General features: G+C 67.4%; 17 protein-coding genes. 8 read left to right on the top strand and 9 right to left on the bottom strand.

What is annotated here, in order from left to right; translation table 11 throughout:
- Nucleotides 1-96: 96 nt before the first annotated feature.
- The gene (locus tag AC5P8Y_RS05915; RefSeq protein ID WP_164133505.1) at nucleotides 97-1,086 is read right to left on the bottom strand and encodes a sensor domain-containing protein; all 990 of its coding nucleotides are present in this window, start codon (nucleotides 1,084-1,086) and stop codon (nucleotides 97-99) included.
- Nucleotides 1,083-1,448, bottom strand: a complete 366-nt coding sequence (locus AC5P8Y_RS05910) for a PadR family transcriptional regulator (RefSeq protein ID WP_111172905.1) — start codon at nucleotides 1,446-1,448, stop codon at nucleotides 1,083-1,085. Before AC5P8Y_RS05910 ends, AC5P8Y_RS05915 begins: the two co-directional genes overlap by 4 nt.
- Before the next feature lie 136 nt (nucleotides 1,449-1,584).
- Between AC5P8Y_RS05910 and AC5P8Y_RS05905 the strand changes: the two genes are divergently transcribed.
- Nucleotides 1,585-2,487 carry a peptidylprolyl isomerase gene (locus tag AC5P8Y_RS05905; RefSeq protein WP_111172906.1) on the top strand — a complete coding sequence of 301 codons (903 nt, stop codon included), beginning with the start codon at nucleotides 1,585-1,587 and terminating at the stop codon, nucleotides 2,485-2,487.
- A 587-nt stretch (nucleotides 2,488-3,074) separates the two neighbouring features.
- Here the strand turns inward: AC5P8Y_RS05905 and AC5P8Y_RS05900 are convergent.
- Nucleotides 3,075-3,947: a DMT family transporter gene (locus AC5P8Y_RS05900; protein ID WP_049402224.1), complete on the bottom strand. Its 873-nt coding sequence runs from the start codon at nucleotides 3,945-3,947 to the stop codon at nucleotides 3,075-3,077.
- Between the two features lie 115 nt (nucleotides 3,948-4,062).
- Here AC5P8Y_RS05900 and AC5P8Y_RS05895 point away from each other — a divergent pair, with 115 nt between their 5' ends.
- Nucleotides 4,063-5,007 (top strand): LysR substrate-binding domain-containing protein, encoded by a 945-nt coding sequence (locus AC5P8Y_RS05895; RefSeq protein ID WP_005408722.1) that lies wholly within the window; start codon nucleotides 4,063-4,065, stop codon nucleotides 5,005-5,007.
- A 68-nt stretch (nucleotides 5,008-5,075) separates the two neighbouring features.
- Nucleotides 5,076-5,369, top strand: coding sequence for a hypothetical protein (locus AC5P8Y_RS05890; protein ID WP_005408721.1), 294 nt, complete (start codon nucleotides 5,076-5,078; stop codon nucleotides 5,367-5,369).
- A 31-nt stretch (nucleotides 5,370-5,400) separates the two neighbouring features.
- Here AC5P8Y_RS05890 and AC5P8Y_RS05885 read toward each other — a convergent pair whose 3' ends face one another.
- Together AC5P8Y_RS05885 and AC5P8Y_RS05880 are read right to left on the bottom strand one after the other, a co-directional pair.
- Entirely contained in the window at nucleotides 5,401-6,189 is a 789-nt protein-coding gene (locus tag AC5P8Y_RS05885; RefSeq protein WP_049402225.1) for a DUF4349 domain-containing protein, read from the bottom strand.
- A gap of 23 nt (nucleotides 6,190-6,212) precedes the next feature.
- A complete protein-coding gene (locus AC5P8Y_RS05880) occupies nucleotides 6,213-6,569 on the bottom strand; it encodes a GFA family protein (protein WP_005412725.1) in 357 nt (118 codons plus the stop codon).
- 112 nt (nucleotides 6,570-6,681) lie between these two features.
- Here AC5P8Y_RS05880 and AC5P8Y_RS05875 point away from each other — a divergent pair, with 112 nt between their 5' ends.
- Nucleotides 6,682-8,490, top strand: coding sequence for a DUF885 domain-containing protein (locus tag AC5P8Y_RS05875; protein WP_005408718.1), 1,809 nt, complete (start codon nucleotides 6,682-6,684; stop codon nucleotides 8,488-8,490).
- A 145-nt stretch (nucleotides 8,491-8,635) separates the two neighbouring features.
- Complete coding sequence (locus AC5P8Y_RS05870; RefSeq protein WP_049402226.1) at nucleotides 8,636-9,631, top strand: polysaccharide lyase; 996 nt, start codon at nucleotides 8,636-8,638, stop codon at nucleotides 9,629-9,631.
- Between the two features lie 9 nt (nucleotides 9,632-9,640).
- Here AC5P8Y_RS05870 and agp read toward each other — a convergent pair whose 3' ends face one another.
- The 3 genes from agp to AC5P8Y_RS05855 all read right to left on the bottom strand — a co-directional run bounded on the left by agp (nucleotide 9,641) and on the right by AC5P8Y_RS05855 (nucleotide 14,523).
- Nucleotides 9,641-10,864, bottom strand: coding sequence for a bifunctional glucose-1-phosphatase/inositol phosphatase (gene agp / locus AC5P8Y_RS05865; RefSeq protein ID WP_049402227.1), 1,224 nt, complete (start codon nucleotides 10,862-10,864; stop codon nucleotides 9,641-9,643).
- Between the two features lie 67 nt (nucleotides 10,865-10,931).
- The gene (gene smrA / locus AC5P8Y_RS05860) at nucleotides 10,932-12,764 is read right to left on the bottom strand and encodes a multidrug efflux ABC transporter SmrA (protein WP_049402228.1); all 1,833 of its coding nucleotides are present in this window, start codon (nucleotides 12,762-12,764) and stop codon (nucleotides 10,932-10,934) included.
- A 199-nt stretch (nucleotides 12,765-12,963) separates the two neighbouring features.
- A complete protein-coding gene (locus AC5P8Y_RS05855) occupies nucleotides 12,964-14,523 on the bottom strand; it encodes a serine hydrolase (protein ID WP_049402229.1) in 1,560 nt (519 codons plus the stop codon).
- Nucleotides 14,524-14,633: 110 nt separating this feature from the next.
- On the opposite strand from AC5P8Y_RS05855, the gene AC5P8Y_RS05850 reads away from it, so the two are divergent.
- From AC5P8Y_RS05850 to AC5P8Y_RS05840, 3 genes are read left to right on the top strand one after another with little or no spacing between them, the layout of a single operon-like run.
- Nucleotides 14,634-15,077 (top strand): VOC family protein, encoded by a 444-nt coding sequence (locus AC5P8Y_RS05850; RefSeq protein WP_005408713.1) that lies wholly within the window; start codon nucleotides 14,634-14,636, stop codon nucleotides 15,075-15,077.
- On the top strand, nucleotides 15,074-15,892 hold the full coding sequence (locus AC5P8Y_RS05845; protein WP_049454693.1) for a DUF72 domain-containing protein: 819 nt from the start codon (nucleotides 15,074-15,076) through the stop codon (nucleotides 15,890-15,892). Before AC5P8Y_RS05850 ends, AC5P8Y_RS05845 begins: the two co-directional genes overlap by 4 nt.
- A 34-nt stretch (nucleotides 15,893-15,926) precedes the next feature.
- On the top strand, nucleotides 15,927-16,874 hold the full coding sequence (locus AC5P8Y_RS05840) for a DMT family transporter (RefSeq protein ID WP_005408711.1): 948 nt from the start codon (nucleotides 15,927-15,929) through the stop codon (nucleotides 16,872-16,874).
- Between the two features lie 45 nt (nucleotides 16,875-16,919).
- On the opposite strand, the gene AC5P8Y_RS05835 is transcribed toward AC5P8Y_RS05840, so the two are convergent.
- Nucleotides 16,920-18,080, bottom strand: coding sequence for an AAA family ATPase (locus AC5P8Y_RS05835; protein WP_049402231.1), 1,161 nt, complete (start codon nucleotides 18,078-18,080; stop codon nucleotides 16,920-16,922).
- Nucleotides 18,081-18,109: the final 29 nt, after the last annotated feature.

The raw sequence follows: 18,109 nt of genomic DNA, 5'->3' as shown, positions 1-18,109 counted from the left end.
TCGGATCCCTTTCCAACGGAAAGGGCTCTGACCCCAGCATGATGGGATCCGGGGTCAGAGCCCTGTTCTGCGAACAGGGATCCGACCCCTGGCCTGTTACAACCGCACCAGCAGGTTCTTGGCAATCAGCCCGTGCAGCTTGCCGATGCCGCGTGCCAGGTGCATCGTCAGCACCAGCAGCAGCGCGCCCGCCGCAGCAACCGCGATCGCCACCAGCGGCGAGGCCGCCATCGGCAGTACATTCACGTCGTTGATGTACACACCGGGGATGTCGCCACTGAAGATCGCCGCGACCGGCGCCCAGATCAGGCTCAGCGACAGCGACAGCAGCGTCACCGCGATGGTGAAGTAGATGACGCCCAGCGGCAGCATCAGCACGAAGTACAGCAGGGTCAGCCAGGTGCGGCCATCGGTGAACATGTCGCCGATGCGCTGCAGCCACGTGCGACTGCGGTCGGTGTAACGCGGGCGGCGCGGCATGCGTTCGCCCAGCAGTGCTTCCACCAGCCGCCCTTCCAGCAACGCCAGCCCGCGCACCGAGCCGAAGAACAGCACGGTCAGCGGAATGCCGATGATCAGGATCAGCAGGCCCAGCGACAAAGACAGGCCGGTCACCACCCAGGTGAAGAAGAAGATGCCGGTGGCCAGCGACAGCAGCATGTAGAACAGCGCGCCGTAGGTATGCGGATCGGTCACCACGCCAAAGAAGCGCGCCAGCAGCGAACGCTGCACCGGCGCCGGCGGCGGTGCAGCCGGCTCGACGCCACTGGCTTCGGCCGCTGCGCGCAGCACCGGCGCAGTATCCGCGCGCGGCGTGCGCAGCGCGCGGTTCACCGTCACTTCGGTCTCGCGGTAGATCTCGGCCACTTCGTCCGGCGCGCCGTAGCTGCCGGCCACGTTGGCGATCACCTCGGCCTCGCTGCGACCGGGCTGCGCCGCCAGCTCCGAGCGCAGGTACTCCTCGGCGTCGTACAGCGCGTCCTGCACCATCGCCGGGTCGGCGCCTTCCAGCGCCGCGCGCAGCTGCGCCAAATACTGCGGGATGGTCGTGGGCAGGGCTCGGCCTGCCAGGCTCGGGTCGTTCATTGCGGTACCCCCTCCAACACGGAATCGACGGAATCTCGGGTGGCCTGCCAGGCCTGGCGCCACTGCGCCAGCACGTCGCGGCCACGTTCGTTGATGCGGTAGTAGCGCCGCGGCGGCCCGCTGCTGGACGGCTCCACGTGGCTTTCCAGCAGACCGGCAGCCTCCAGGTTGCGCAGCACCGGGTACAGCGCGCTCTGCTTGCCGCTCAGCACGCCCTCGCCCACCCGCTCCAGCTCCTTGGCAATGAGATAGCCGTACAGCGGCTCCCCGGCCCGGGCCAGCACCGCCAGCAGGGCCAGCGACACCGTTCCGGCGCTGAGCTCCTTCTGGAACTTCTTCAGCTGGACATCGTCCTCGGACATGACCGGCCCTCCACTACGTTGAAGTCCACAGTAGTGCGAAGTTCAGTATAGCGAATGTGTCGTTAGTCATCGTGCCGGTTGGCGTGGCCGGGCCGCTCGCGCAGAATCGAAGCCTCGTTCATGTTCCGGGGATCCCATGCCGCACCTTCGTCGCCTTGCCCTGACCGCCATCGCCCTGTCCTGCCTGCTGCCCGCCATGGCCAGTTCGGCCACGCCCTACCGCAGCCCGCAGCAGATCCTGGACGCTTCGGCGGCCCGCGACTGGCGCACGCCGGACCCGGCCAACCTGCTGTACATGGACCTGCCGGCCGGTCGCGTGATCATCGAGCTCGCGCCGCAGTTCGCCCCGCGCCATGTCGCCAACATCCAGACCTTCGCCCACGAGCACTTCTGGGACGGCACCAGCATCTACCGCTCACAGGACAACTTCGTGGTGCAGTTCGGCGATGCCGACGCCGATGACGCCGCCAAGGCCAAGCCGTTCGGCAGTGCCGAGCGCAAGCTGCCGGCCGAATTCGAGCGCGCCAGCGCCGGCCTGAAGGTGAGCGTGCTGCCGGACCGCGATGGCTGGGCCGCGCAGACCGGTTTCGTCGATGGCTTCCCGGTGGGCCAGGACCCGCAGGCCGGCAAGGCCTGGCTAGCGCACTGCTACGGCATGCTCGGTGCCGGCCGCAGCAACGAGGAAGACAGCAGCATCGGTGCCGAACTGTATGTTGTGACCGGGCAGTCACCGCGCCAGCTGGACCGCAACATCACCCTGGTCGGTCGCGTGCTGAAGGGCATGGAACTGCTCAGCGCGACCCCGCGCGGGCCGGCGCCGATGGGCTTCTACACCGACCCGAAGCTGCGCACACCGATCGTGTCGATCCGCCGTGCCAGCGACGTGCCGGCGGCCGAACGCACGCCGATCCAGGTGCTGCGCACCGATTCGAAGACGTTCGCCGATACGGTGGAGGCGCGACGCAATCGCGTGGATGATTTCTACAAGCGCCCGGCGGGGCATATCGATCTTTGCAATATTCCGGTGCCGGTGCGGTGATGGTTTCCACACGTTACGCGTGCTGAAGGTACTTCACTGTTCATGGGCGTCACTTTTCTTTTCGCGCGAAAAGAAAAGTAACCAAAAGAAACGCGCCGCCAGGTCGCGAGCCGCCGTGCTTCGCACGTCGGTACCCTGCGCTTCTCGGTGAAACAGGGGACGGTGCCGAACTCGCTACGCTCAGACATCGGCACCTCTTCGCCCCTGATTCCCCTGCGATGCTCGGCTCACTCAAGGCGGACCCAAGGTCAAGAGCCACAGCTGCACGACGATGCATGGTAGTGCCGGGCCGGGCCCGGCGAGCGAAGCGACCGCTTCTGCCTTTGATCTTGGATCCGCCTTGAGCGAGCCGAGCACCGCAGGTCCGGCGAGGGCGAAGAGGCGCGGGTGTCTGAGCGCAGCGAGTTCCCGCGCCGTCCCTCGACGGGCCGAGGAGCGCAGGGCACCGGTGCGCAGCACCGGCTCGCGACCTGGCGGCGTGTTTCTTTGGTTACTTTCTTTGCACGAGCAAAGAAAGTGACACCTCCCCGCAGGCGCGGAAATGGGCCCGCCGGGCATGGCTCGGTGCTACCGCTGCGTGCGCGCGCTCAGCCCTTCTGACTCACCGCCACGCTCCCCAGGATCAACGCACCAGCAATCAGCATCTGCACCGTCACCGCCTCCCCCAGGAACAACCACGCAAACGCCGCGCCGAACAGCGGAATCAGGTAGGTCACCGTCGACGCCCGTGACGGGCCGATACGGCCGATCAGGCGGTAGAACATCAGGAACGCCAGCCCGGTGCAGGCTACGCCCAAGGCGATCGCCGCGCCCCAGGCCTTCAGCGGAATCGCCGCCTGCGGCCAGTGGCTCACCGCCATCGGCAGCATCCACAGCGAGGCACACGACAGCGTTGCCGCCGCCGCTGCCGCCGACGGCAGGCCGGTCATGTGCCGCTTCACCAGGTTCACGCCCAGGCCGTACAGCAGCGAAGCCGCCGCACCGGCCAGCACCGCGCTGCCGATACTCAGGCCGGAAACCTTGGCGGTGGCCAGCACCACCACGCCAGCGAAGCCAACCAGCAAGGCACCGGCGCGGCGCAAGCCGATCTTCTCGCCGAAGAACAGGAAGGCGATCAGCGCGGCGAACAGCACGGTCATCGCATTGCAGATCGCGCCGATCGCCGCCGGCGCCTGTTCCGCTGCATAGGCGAACAACACGAACGGCAACGCCGAGTTGATCAGGCCGATCGGCGCCAGCCACAGCCAGCGCCGCGGCGGGAACTGCGCGCGGGCGCGCCACAGGAACGGCAGCAGCACCAGCGCACCCAGCACCAGCCGCACCTCGACCAGCGCGAACGGGCCGAACGACGGCACCGCCACCCGCATGAACAGGAACGAGCAGCCCCAGATGGCGCCCAGCAGGGTCAATTCCAGCGGCGTGCGCCAATCGCGCTCGGCCGCCTGTGGGACCGCATTCATGCCTTGCCTCCGTACATCGTCAATTCCTCGCCAAGGCGGACAGGATCAGGCGCAGACGCCCGCCGCACAAGCGCGTAGTATCGCTGCCAGCCACAAATATGGTTTGAGGCTCGACATGCTGCTACGCCCTTCCCTGCTACCCGCACTGGCCGTGTTCGCGGTCGCCGCGCGCCACCAGAACTTCGCCCAGGCCGCGCAGGAGCTGCACCTGACCGCCAGCGCGGTCAGCCACCACGTGCGCCGCCTGGAAGAGGTGCTCGAGGTGCGCCTGTTCCTGCGCCACGCGCGTGGCGTGCGCCTGACTGCCGAGGGCCGGCAACTGGCCGACGCCGCCAGCGCCGCCTTCACCGATGTCGCGGCCGTCGCCCATCACCTGCAGCCGGATGCCGACAGCGTGCCGCTGCGGATCACCACGCTGCGCTCGCTGTCCTACTGCTGGCTGCTGCCACGGCTGCCGCGCTTCACCCAGGCCTACCCGCACATCCGCATCGAACTGCATACCGGCAGCGGGCTGGATCGCTATGACGACAACGGCCCGGAAGTGGGCATCCGCTACGGCCTGGGCCAATGGCCCGGCCTGCGTGCGCAGCACCTGATGGATGACTACCTGTTCCCGGTCGCCTCACCGGCACTGGCCGGCGTCGAAACGCTGGTCGATCCGGCGCGCATCGCCGACCTGCCGCTGCTCACCGACCTGTCGCCGCAGGGCTGGCGCGACTGGTTCCGCCACGCCGGCGTGCGCACGCCGTCGCCGCTGCCACCCATGCACACCTTCGCCGACAGCACCGATGCGATGCGTGCTGCGGTGTATGGCATGGGCGCGGTGCTGGCGCGCACCCACATCGCCCAGCCCTATCTGCAGCGCTACGAGGTGGTGCGCCTGCCCGGCCCGGCACTGAAGGCGCGCTATGCGTATCACGTAGTGCATGCCGAAGGGCAACCGCCCAGCCCGGCCGCACGCCTGTTCATCGACTGGCTGCTGGAGCAGGCGCAGGACGAACGCACACCGATTCCGGCATTGCCGGACAGCCTGCTCGGGCGCCCGGCCACACGCGCCTGACTGCACCCTCACCCGTTCTTTGCCCGGCGCTGGCTAGGCTGCTGGCAACTCCACAACGTACCTACGCCATGGCCATGCTGCGACTGCGCATCACCGGAACTGAAGACGACGCCCGTGCCATCAGCGACCTGCTGCTCGGCCTGGAGGGCATCGAGCATGTCGAGGAAACCGACGATCTGATGCCGCACATGGACGACGACGATTCCAGCTCGGCCGGGCTGTCCGACGACATCGGCCCGGGCATCCATGAGCTGGAAGTGGAAGTCGGCAATGAAAGCACCGCGCAGAAGGTGCGCGACGCAGTGCAGGAACTGGCGCTGGAGCTGGATGTGTTCGTCGAGTACGAGACCGACGAGGGCTGATGCCGGCGGGCTGCCGGCATCAGCCTCCACCTCAGAGGTTGGGCGGCAGCTTGCGACGGCGGCGGCGCCACCATGCCCGCACACCCCAGGCCGCGATCAAGGCCAGCACCGCCACCGGCAGCAGCGCGGCGACGGCGCGGATCAGGAACGCAACGCTGGTGCTGAGGATGCTGCCCGACTCGCTCAGCGCCTCGCCGATCTCGCTGCGGCTGCGCTGGCCGGACGTGGTATCGAAATGGATCGTCACCAGCTGGGTATCGATGCGCCGGCGCTGCTGCGCGGCATCCTTGCTGGCCTGCTCGACACCCGCCTCGATCTCGGACAGCCGCGTGGTGATCGCCATCAGGTCCTCGATCTTCAGGTCCTTGCGGTCCTGGTAGGCCAGCAGCCGCGCGTGTTCCTTCTCCAGCCGCGCCTTGGTCAGCGCGGTGTCGGCCACGGCCTGCGCGAGGTCCTCGGCACGCGTGTTGCGCGACTCCAGCGTGCCGCCCTCACCGGCCAACGCGATCAACGGCTCGGTGCCCTTCGGTGCAATCCGCACCTTGACCTCGCCGCTGGGCTGCTCGCCGCTGCGCTGGTCTACCTGCAGCACCGCGCAGTCACCGAACTTCGCGCTCTGGCAGGCCTGTGCCACCTGCTGGATGCGCGGTGCGATCTGCGCCGCTTCCAGTTGCACCTGCACGTCGTGTTCGTAGGCGAGGAATGCGCCTTCCGGTGAAGCGATGGCAGCCTCGGCCGCCGTGGCGCCCGCATCCGCCGCCATGTCGCCCTGCTTGGCGCAGGCGCCCAGCGCCAGCAGCAGCACCGGCATTGCCGCCATGCACGTCCACGCGCGCACCGGCCTCACAGTGCGGCCCCGTCGTAGGAGGTCACCGCCAGCGTGGCCAGATCCACTGCAGGCACGCAGCGCACGTTCACCGCCACCATCGGCACACCGCTGCGCGGATCCACCGCCTCGCTGTAGGGGGCAATGCCGCATTCGCGGCAATGGTGATGGTCGATGTGGGCCTTGTTGAAGTGGTAGGTGGCCACGTCCGCCGGATCGGTGCTCAGCTGGAACGCTTCGCGCGGGGCGAACCACAGCAGGCTGCCACGGCGGCGGCACATCGAGCAGTTGCAGTCGATGACGTCGCTGATCGGCGCCCCGGCCTGTACGGTGAATGCGATCCTGCCGCAATGGCAGCTTCCCTGGTATTCCATGTTCTGCGCTCCTTTGGAGGGTCCTTGTCTGCGCCCATGGTAATCCTATGGCACGGGGACAAAGCAGCCACGCGGCCCTATGCTCAGGGTTTGACCCCGTACAGGAACGCCGATGCGCCCGCATCTTCTTGCCCTCGCCCTGGTCGCCGCCCTGGCCGGTTGCCAGCCGGCCGACGCCCCGACCAACGCTTCCACCCCGGCCACCAGCCAGCAGGCCGGTGACGCGGCGGTCGATGCCGCCTTCGCCGACCTGTCCAAGCGCGCCCTGGACACCTGGATGCAGCTGTCGCCGGTCAGCGCTACCCAGATCGGTGACCACCGCTACGACAGCGAGCTGGACGACCTCAGTGCCGCCGGCCAGCAGAAGACCCTGGCAGCCTACAAGGCGCTGCTGGGCGAGCTGGACAAGATCGAGGTGGCCAAGCTGGGCCGCGAGAACCAGGTAGACGCGGCGATCCTGCGCAACCAGCTGCAGTCGGAAATATGGAACGCCGAAGTGCTGCAGTCCGGCAAGTGGGACCCGCAGCTGTACAACGGCATTGCCGGCAGCGCGATCTACGGCCTGATGGCGCGCGAGTTCGCGCCGCTGCCGGAGCGCCTGAAGTCGGCCACCGCGCGCATGGAAAAGCTGCCGGCGATCTTCGCACAGGCCCGCGAGAACCTGGATCCGGCACGGGTGCCGAAGATCCACGCCGAAACGGTGGCCAAGCAGAACAAGGGCATCCTCAGCATCGTCGATACCTTCATCACCCCGCACATCGGTGAACTGCCGCAGGCCGACCAGCAGCGCCTGCAGGCCGCCATCGACGGCCTGAAGAAGGCGGTGGACGAGCAGCAGACCTGGCTGGACAAGACCCTGGTGCCGAATGCCAAGGGCGACTTCCGCATCGGTGCGGAAAAGTACGACCAGAAGCTGAAGTTCGCGCTGAGCTCCTCGCTGTCGCGCCAGGAGATCGGTGAGCGTGCACGCGCCGAACTCAAGCGCGTGCGCGAAGACATGTACGGCATCGCGCAGACCGTGCTGAAGGACAAGCCGGGTGCGCCGGAGATGCCGGCCCAGCCGACCGACGAGCAGCAGCAGAAGGCCATTGAAGCTGCGCTGGAGCTGGCCTACGCCGACAAGCCGGCACGCGACAAGGTCGTCGACGATGCCAAGGCCGCACTGGAGCAGTCCACCGCGTTCGTGCGCGAGCACGATCTGATGACGCTGCCCGACGCGCCGGTGGACATCATCCTGATGCCGGAATTCCAGCGTGGCGTGGCCGTGGCCTACTGTGATTCACCGGGTCCGCTGGACAAGAACCTGAAGACCTTCTACGCCGTGTCGCCGATTCCGGACGACTGGAACGACAAGCAGGTCGACTCGTTCCTGCGTGAGTACAACTCGCGCATGATCCACCTGCTGAGCATCCACGAAGGCACCCCGGGCCACTACCTGGAAGGCTGGCATTCGGCCAAGTTCCCCTCCACCCTGCGTGCGGTGCTGCGTTCAGGCCTGTTCGCCGAAGGCTGGGCGGTCTACACCGAGCGCATGATGCAGGAGCAGGGTTACCTCAACAACGACCCGCTGTTCCACCTGGTGCAGCTGAAGTTCTACCTGCGCACGATCTCCAACGCGATCCTCGACCAGGGCGTGCACGTGGACAACTGGGATCGCGAGAAGGCAATGCACCTGATGACCCACGACGCGTTCCAGCAGGAAAGCGAAGCGGCGGGCAAGTGGGTGCGTGCACAGCTGACCTCGGCACAGCTACCGACCTACTTCGTCGGTGCGCAGGAACACTTCGACACCCGCAAGGCGGTGCAGGAGAAGCTGGGCGACAAGTTCAACCTGAAGGCGTACCACGACCAGGTACTGTCCTACGGCGCACCCCCGGTGCGTTTCGCACGCCAGCTGATGCTGGACCAGCCGATCGAGTGATCGGGGTGGTGTGAGTTGAAGCGGAGCGGCCCGGGGAAACCCGGGCCCATCTGTATGTGGGGGATCGCCAAGCCATCTCCGCATCACATGCCGGCAACATGGCCAGGCGCATCGTTCGCCGGATTCCCCCTTCCGCCGGTTTCCAATGTCTCTCCCCTTGCGCCTCGCCCTGCTGCCCACGCTGCTGGCCAGTGCGAGTGCCTTCGCCGCCTGCCCCGCGCCGCCGCCCGGCCAGCCGGACATCCGCGCGATTGGCTACTACACCGACAAGGTCGGCTCGGTGATCGACCCGGCACTGCAGCAGCAGAACAAGGACGCCACTGCACCGCTGGACCGCTATGCCGCCGACGTGGCGCGCATGAGCGATGACTACCTGCGCACCAGTGACCCGGCAGCGGCACAGTGCACGCTGGGCTGGTTGGGTGCGTGGGCCGACGACGGCGCCATGCTCGGGCAGATGATCCGGGTCAACAACGATCAGTCGTTCTACATGCGGCAGTGGATGCTCGATGCGGTAGCGATGGCCTACCTGAAAGTGCATGACCAGGCCAACCCGCAGCAGCGTGCGCGTATCGATCCGTGGCTGCAGAAGCTGGCACGGGCCAATCTGGCGTACTGGGACAATCCGAAACGGCGCCGCAACAACCACTACTACTGGGGCGGGCTGGGCGTGCTGGCCACCGGACTGGCCACCGACGACGACGCCCTGTGGCAGGCCGGCCACGCCGCGTTCCAGAAGGGCATCGATGACATCCAGGACGATGGCAGCCTGCCGCTGGAGATGGCCCGCGGGCAACGGGCCCTGCACTACCACGACTACGCATTGGCGCCACTGGTGATGATGGCCGAGCTGGCGCGTCTGCGCGGCCAGGACTGGTATGCCAGCAGGAACCACGCGATCGACCGCCTGGCGCGGCGGGTCATCGAAGGCAGCAGGGACCCTGCATGGTTCAACCAGCACACCGGCGTTGCACAGCTGCCCCTGCAGGCCAGCGGCTGGGTCGAGTTCTACCGCCTGCGCTCACCTGACGGCGGCGTGTTCGACGCCGCGCATGCGCGCGGACCGTTCCACTCGCCACGGCTGGGCGGCGACCTTACGCTGATGGCCACGCATGGCATCGTGCGCACGCCGCTGCGTTAGCAGCGCGCCTCAGCGGGCTTTCGGATGCAGCAGGCGCTGGAACTCGGCGACGGTGCACTCCTGAGCCGCGCACCCCGGCACACGCAGCACGACGCGGCCCGGCGGCTGCGCGTTGGCCAGCGGCAGCGCATCGCGCAGCTGCGCGGTGGTCGGGTAGACGTAGGCCAGGCGGATCCGTTCCACCCCGCTGTGGCGATCACGCCAGCGTTCGAACTGCAGCAGGCCACCGACCGGTGTCTTCTCGTACTGCCCCGGCAGGCTGTAGTCGCTGATTCCCAACGCCGCCAGCACCGAGCCGATGTTGGAATCGTGACCGACCAGCAGGGTCGCCTTCGGCGACGCCGGGTCGTCGAACAACGCATTCACTCTTGTCAGCAGCGGAGCGGCCACATCACGCGCCACCTCGGGCGTTCCGAACAGGATGTCCTGGTAGCGGTTGCGGATCTTCGCCAGCGCCTGCCATTGCGCCTCGGTGGTCAACCGGCCCCAGCCTTCGCGGGGGATGCCACTGCCCCGGTAGTGCTCCATCAACAAGGCATCGACCAGCCCGCTGGCCAGCGCCAGTGATCCGGACGCGCGAGGCTCCTTGCCCGGTTCCGTACTGAAGGTGGTATCGGCCAGCGCCAGATGGCAGTCGCTGTGCCCCTTGCATGCCGCCGACTGCGGATAGCGGGTGATCTCCTCCACCACGGACAAAGCCGGTGCCAGGTCCACTGCGGCCAGCGCTCGCTGCATTGACTCCAGCGCGCGCGTGCGGAATGCCGCGTCGTCGCGGCGGATCACCGGATCGAACAACGGATCCATCGAGCCCAGCGGCATGCGCTGTTCGACCGCAACATGGCAGCCCGGGAAAGCACCGGCAACGAAGAACTGCGCGGTGGCCTGGGTGCGCTGCAGGCTGTTGGCGTACGCGTGGAAGTCATCCTCCTGCGGGCAACCCGACACCGGCAACAGCTGCGCCTGGCGCAGCCACTGGGCGATGTAGCGGCCCATGTAGACCTCCAGCACGCCTCCCTTGGTAGTCAGCTCGCCCGGTGCCACCTCCCAGCGCGGCCAGGTCTCGGGCGTCGCGTTGGCGAGCGCGCCGGAGGCTACCACCGGCGCGCGCAGGTTGTGACGGCTGAGCAGGACGACCTGCTCGAGCTGGTCGCCGTCCATGGGTGCCGGCGCAGCCGTGGCAACCGTGGCAACCAGGCTGAGTGCCAGCAACAGGGAGCGCAGGGGGCGGATCATGCAGGTCTCCGGAAACACGCTGGGGTCAGAGCCCTTTCCTGCGGAAAGGGATCCGCCCCCGAAGCGATCATTGATCGGCAGCAACAAATCCACCGGTCTGTCGCGCCCACAACCGTGCGTACAGGCCACCGGTCGCAATCAGCTCGGCATGGGTGCCGGTCTCCACGATGCGTCCCTGGTCCATCACCACCAACCGGTCCATGCGCGCGATGGTCGACAGCCGGTGCGCGATCGCGATCACCGTCTTGCCGCCCATCAGCTCATCCAGGCTGTCCTGGATCGCCGCTTCCACTTCCGAGTCCAGTGCCGAGGTTGCTTCGTCCAGCACCAGGATCGGGGCGTCCTTCAGCAGCACGCGGGCAATGGCGATGCGTTGGCGCTGGCCGCCGGACAGCTTCACGCCGCGCTCGCCGACATGTGCGTCGTAGCCACGACGCCCCTGCCCGTCCACCAGCGTATCGATGAAGGCTTCGGCACGTGCCTTGGCCACCGCAGCGCGTAGCTGCTCATCGGTCGCGTCTGGACGGCCGTACAGCAGGTTGTCGCGGATCGAGCGATGCAGCAGCGAGGTGTCCTGGGTGACCACACCGATCTGCTGGCGCAGGCTTTCCTGGGTGACGTACGCAATGTCCTGGCCGTCGATCAGGATGCGGCCGCTTTCCAGGTCGTACAGGCGCAGCAGCACATTGACCAGGGTCGACTTGCCGGCCCCCGAAGGACCGACCACGCCGATCTTCTCGCCCGGCTTCACCACCAGGTCCAGGCCTGCGATCACGCCACCCTTCTTGCCGTAGTGGAAGTGGATGTCCTGGAAATGCACGCCGCCACGGGTCACCTGCAACGGCACTGCATCCTCGCGGTCCTGCACGGTCAGCGGCTGGGCGATGGTGGTGATGCCATCCTGTACCGTGCCGATGTCCTCGAAGATGCCGTTGATGGTCCACATGATCCAGCCGGACATGTTGTGAATGCGGATCACCAGGCCGGTCGCCAGCGTGATCGCACCGACGGTGATGTGGCCGCCATTCCACAGCCACAGCGCCAGCCCACAGGTACCGGCGATCAGGAAACCGTTGACGATGGCGATGGTCAGGTCCATGCCGGTGGTCACCCGGGTCTGCGCGCGGTGCTTGACCGCCAGTTCCTGGATCGACTCGGCCACGTAGGCCTGCTCGCGCCCGCCATGGGCGAACAGCTTCAGCGTGGGAATGTTGGTGTAGCCATCGACGATGCGGCCCATCGCCTTGGAACGCGCTTCGGACGCAATCCAGGCCCGTTCCTTCGCGCGCGGCACGAAGTAGACCATGATCACCGCATAGGCCAGCAGCCACAGGATCAGCGGCACCATCAGCCGCCAGTCGGCCTGCGCGAACAGGTACAGCGCGGTGCCGGTATAGACCACGATGTACCAGAGCGAATCGACCATCTGCACCGCCGACTCGCGCAGCGAGGTACCGGTCTGCATCACCCGGTGGGCGACGCTGCCGGCGAAGTCGTTCTGGAAGAAGCTCAGGCTCTGCCGCACCACATAGTTGTGCATCAACCAGCGCGAGCGGTTGCTCAGGCCGGGCACGATGGCCTGGTTGACCAGCAGGTTGTGCAGGCCGACCAGGATCGGACGCGCGATGACCGTGATGAACAGCATCCAGCCCAGGTCGTTGGCATGGCGCTTGAAGAAGTCGGCACCGGGCTGCTCGGCGACCATGTCGACGATGCGGCCCAGGTAATCGAACATCGCCACTTCCACCAGCGCCAGCAGCAGGCCGGCGATGAGCGTGGCCAGCAGCACCGGCCACACCGGGCGCAGGTAGTGCAGGTAGAACGGCAGCACTTTGCGCGGAGGCATCCGCCCGTCCACGGGCGGGAACACCGGAATCAGGGATTCAAACCAACGGAACATCGCATTCCCTCGCCATCTTTAGCTGGCGGAGTATCCCATGCCGCATGTGTACGCCGGCCGACGATCGCTGCGGCTGCGGTCGTGCCGGCCGCTGGCCGGCAACCTTGTGACGCATCCGGGGATCATGAGGTTGCCGGCCGCAGGCCGGCACTACCCATCGGATTCGTCAAACGTCAGCGCCGGGCCACGCCCGGCGGCGTCATTTCACTGGGGTGAACAGCAGGTCCTGGAAATCGAAACTGAAATCGGTCAGGTCGGAAATCGGCTGCATGTGCACCTCGCGCACCTTGCCGTCCGGGTCCAGGCTGAAGTTCACGAACGCGTCGGCGTTGAGCGAACGGTCGTCCCAGCGCACGATGAAGGTGTCGTGCTGCCAGTGCTCCAGGCGACCGCTCAGCTGCGCGGTCCTGGCAAAGCGCAGGCGCAGTCCCTTGCCCTCGGCACTGACCTGCATGTCGCCATACCAGCGGTCGCGGAACGTGCCTGTGTAGCCGGCCAGCGCCAGCGACGGCCTGCTGCCCTTGTCGCGCGCGCTCTGGTGCTTGGCCCACGCCTCGTCGGCCTTGTCCTGTCCCTTGGCCACGGCCTTGGCATAGGCGTCCACCCAGTCATGCTTTTCACCGCCCAGGTAGGCATCGAGCACACTCAGGGTGATCGCATTGAACGCCGCGCCCACTTCTTGATTGGTCAGCACCACCACGCCCAGTTTCTCGCCCGGTACCAGGGTCAGCCGCGAGACCATGCCCGGCCAGCCACCGGTGTGCCAGACCAGCTTCTGCCCGCGGTAGTCGCTCAGGCTCCAGCCTTCGCCATAGCCGGCGAAGTTGGCCCGCGCCGGTGCCAGCTCCGGCACGCTCGGCGCCGGGATCGACTGCGGCGTGATCATCCGCCACATCTGCTGCTGGCTCTTCTCGGAGAACAACGGCGTGCCGTCGGCCAGCTTGCCTTCGGCCAGCTGCACCTGCATCCAGCGCGCCATGTCGTGCGCGCTGGAATAGATGCCGCCGGCGCCGGCATTGTTCGACCAGGTCAGCGGCGCGACGGTACGCAGGTCCTTGAAATCGTACTTGGCGTGGCCGACCGCGGCCTTGTCGCCCGGCTTCAGGTGATCGGCGTTGTAGCGCGTGCCGGCCATGCCCACCTTGTCGAAGATGCGGGTCTGCAGGAACTGCTGGTAACTCATGCCGGAAACATGCTCGATCACCTGCTGGGCGACCGCGTACAGGATGTTGTCGTACGCATAGCCCTCGCGGAATCCACCCTTCAGCGGCACCTTGCCCAGCCGTTCCACCACTTCGGCATTGCTGTAGGAGGTGGTCGGCCAGAACAACAGGTCACCGGCGCCCAGGCTCAGTCCGCTGCGATGCGACAGCAGGTCGCGGATCGTCATCTGGCCGGTCACGAACGGATCGGACATGCGGAACGACGGCAGGTGGTCGATCACCTTGTCGTCCATCTTCAGCTTGCCGTCCTCGGCCAGCAGGTTCAGCGAGGTGGCGGTGAACGCCTTGGTGTTGGACGCAATGGCAAACAGCGTATCGGCCTGCACCGGTTCCGGCTTGCCCTGCTCGCGCACGCCCCAGCCGCGCTCCAGCACCACCTCGCCATCCTTGACCACCGCCACCGCAATGCCGGGCACGTCGAACTGCGCGCGCACGCGCTCGACGGTTGCATCCAGCTCCTGCAGCTGCGCCGGGGTGGCAGCGCTCGCCATGGTCGTGCACGCCAGCAGCACGGCTCCTCCAATCCAGGGTTTCATCCAGCACGATCTCCGAACAGGGGTGGCGGCCATGTGCAGGCCGTCACCGGGGTTTCGCGGGATGGTAACGTTCTGCGTTGCACCCTGCCCTGTGCCATAGGAGGGGTGTCATGGGCGAGAACGGCCAACCGAGCAGCGGCTCCACCATCATTCCGTGCCTGCGCTACCGCGATGCGCAGGCTGCCATCGACTGGCTCCAGCGCGCCTTCGGCTTCCATGCCCAGGCCGTCTACGCCGATGGCGATACGGTGTTCCATGCGCAGCTGACCTTCGGCACCGGCATGATCATGCTGGGCTCGGCCAGCAACCAGAGCGCGTGGAGCGAGCATGCGGCGATGCCTGATGAGGTCGGCGGCCGCCAGACGCAGAGTGCCTGCGTGATCGTCACCGATGCCGACGCGCACTACGCCCGGGCCAAGGCCGCCGGTGCCCGAATCGTCATCGACATCGCCGACCAGGACTACGGCGGCCGTGGCTATGCCTGCGCCGACCCGGAAGGCTACCTGTGGTGGTTCGGCAGCTACGACCCGTGGCGCGCGGACCACGGCCAGTGACCGCCGGAGCGATCCGCTGCGGCATCGGTGGCTGGGTGTTTCCCGAATGGCGCGGCGGCGTTTTCTACCCCGTAGGCCTGCCACAGCGTGAAGAACTGGCCCACGCCAGCCGTGCCCTGCGTTGCATCGAAATCAACGGCACCTTCTACCGCACGCCCACCGCCGCGCAGTGCGCGCAGTGGGCCGCACAAACGCCGGAAGGCTTCCGGTTTTCGATGAAGGCGCCACGCTACCTGGTGCAGCGCCGCGACCTGTCCAGCACGGTCGAGGCGGCCGCGCCCTTCCTGCAGGCGGCGACCGCGCTCGGTGACCGGCTGGGCCCGCTGCTGTGGCAGTTCGATCCACGGCATCCGGCCGACGCCGAAGCACTGGAACGGCTGATGGCACAGCTGCCGAAGCATCTGGACGGGGTGCCGCTGCAGCATGCGCTGGAGGTCCGCAACGCCGAGGCACATGGCCCGGCACTGGTCGACGCCGCCCGCCGCCACGGCGTGGCGCTGGTGATCGAGGATAGCGACGAGGCGCCATTGCACGGCGATGTCAGTGCCGGCTTCGTCTATGCGCGGATCAAGCGCAGCCAGGCCCGCTTGAACGAGGGCCTGCCGGCGCCCGTGCAGCAGCGCTGGGCCGAACGCGCACGCCGCTGGTCATGCGGTGAACCAGTGGATGACCTGCCCTGCCTGGCCGCGCCAGCTCCGGAAACCCCGCGCGAGGTCTACCTGCTGTGCATCGGCGCGGGCAAGGCACGCAACCCGGCGGCGGCGATGGCCCTGCAGCGGCGGGTTGGCCAGGGCAGCGATCCCGCACGCGGGTAGCGCTGCGACGTTCGCCTTGCCTCACAATAGGCGGATGAGCACACCCGACACCCGCAAAGCGCTGTGGCAGATCCACTTCTGTGTCCTGCTGTGGGGCGTCACCGCCATCCTCGGCAAGCTGATCACCCTGCCCGCATTGCCGCTGGTGTGGTGGCGCATGCTGCTGGTGACGGCGATGCTGGCCCTGCTGCCGCGGGTCTGGCGCGGGCTGCGCACCCTGCCCCTGCGGCTGGTGGCCGGTTACGCCGGTATCGGTGCGCTGGTCGCCCTGCACTGGCTGACCTTCTACGGCGCGGTGAAACTGGCCAATGCCTCGGTGGCCGCCACCTGCATTGCACTGGCCCCGGTGTTCACCTCGATCATCGAACCCTGGGTCGCCAAGCGGCCGTTCCAGCTACGTGAACTGGCGTTCGGCCTGGCGGTGCTGCCGGGTGTTGCGCTGGTGGTCGGTGGCGTGCCCGATGGCATGCGCCTGGGTGTCTTGATCGGCGCGATATCGGCGCTGCTGGTGGCGGTGTTCGGCTCGCTCAACAAGCGCATGGTCAGCCACGCCGATCCGCTCACGGTCACCGCCCTGGAGCTGGGTGCCGGCACCCTCACCCTGACCCTGCTGGCACCGCTGATGCCCTACCTGCTGCCAGCACTGGCCAGCCCGCTGTGGGTGGTCCCGAATCTGCACGACAGCATCCTGCTGCTGGTGCTGGCCGGGTTCTGCACGCTGCTGCCGTTCGCCCTGGCCCTGGTCGCACTGCGCCACCTGAGCGCCTATACGGTGCAGTTGGTGACCAACCTGGAGCCGGTCTATGCGGTGGTGCTGGCGGTGGTGCTGCTGCGCGAGCAGCACGAGGTCACGCCGTGGTTCTACCTGGGCGTGGCCATCATTGTCGGCGCGGTGTTCCTGCATCCGCTGCTGAACCGCCGCAAGCCGGTGCAGCACCCGGAAATCCTTGGCACGGCCGAGGCACGCAACATCGCCGATTGAGTGCATCCGCGCATGGCGTGGATCTGCCGGATCCGGATCGATGTCTCAACGCTGCGGCCAATGCCAGGCCGGCGCATCCAGCAGGCCCTGCCCGCTCAGCAGCGTGCGGCCCTGTTCCTTGTGCAGATGCAGCGAGTGGCAGCCCGGCGCCTGCTCCAACGCCGCGATCAGCCGGCTGGCGTGTGACACCACCCACACCTGGCTGCGCGCACTGGCGGCGATGATCAGCCGCGCCAGCGCCGGCAGCAGGTCCGGATGCAGGCTGGTCTCCGGCTCGTTCAGCACCAGCAGCGGCGGTGGCCGCGGCGTGTGCAGTGCCGCGGCCAGCAGCAGGAATCGCAGGGTACCGTCAGACAATTCGGCCATCGACAACGGCCGCAGCAGCCCGGGCTGATGGAATCGCAGGGCCAGTCGACCGTCCAGCTCTTCGAAGCCGACCGTGGCGCCGGGGAAGGCATCATCGACACTGCGTGCCAACGCAACCGGATCTCCGATCTCGAGAATGGTCACCCAGGCCGCCGCCAGATCCCGGCCGTCGTGATGCAGCACCGGCGTGCGCGTTGCCATCGCCGGTTGTCGCGCCGGGGCATCGGCGTCGCTGCGGAAATGATCGTAGAAGCGCCAGCGACGGATGTACTCACGCAGGGCGATGGTTTCCGGCATGCGCTGCGGATCGCCGACCTGGGTGAACAGGCTGTCGAACAGTGACAACCGGTCATCCACGAGATCCCAGCCGTGCGCATGGCGTTGCCGCACCATTGCCCCACGGCGATCGACCAGCAGGTTGGCGCTGCGCAGGAACGGCCCGGCCCAGATCGCCTCCGCCTTGATCTGCGGATCCAGCGCAAACGCGGAACGGCTGGGTGGCGGGTAGCCCAGGTCGATGGCATAGCCGAACTCGTCGGTGGTGAATCCCAGCTTCAGCCCCACTGACGCCTGCCGGGGCCCGCCCTGCAGCGGGATCTCGCCGGCCGCGACCCGGCGATCGATGGATCCGGGGCCGGCCCACAGCGCCGAACCAAGTCCCCCTTCGCGGGCCAGCACCGCCGCGACGCCGCCCTGGGCGGTTTCCGCCAGCAGGCGCAGCGCGCGGTACAGGCTGGATTTGCCACTGCCGTTGTCACCGGTGACCACGTTCAACGGCTGCAGCGGCAGTACCAGCCCGTGCAGCGAGCGATAGTGGGCGATGGCCAGGGTCTGCAGCATGGCTGGTGTCCGTGGAAACAGGGACGTCA

The organism is Stenotrophomonas sp. YJH_SMC_12-1 (assembly GCF_059370935.1).
The sequence above is the reverse complement of the archived record's forward strand: the minus strand, read 5'-3'. Positions and strand labels throughout refer to the sequence as shown.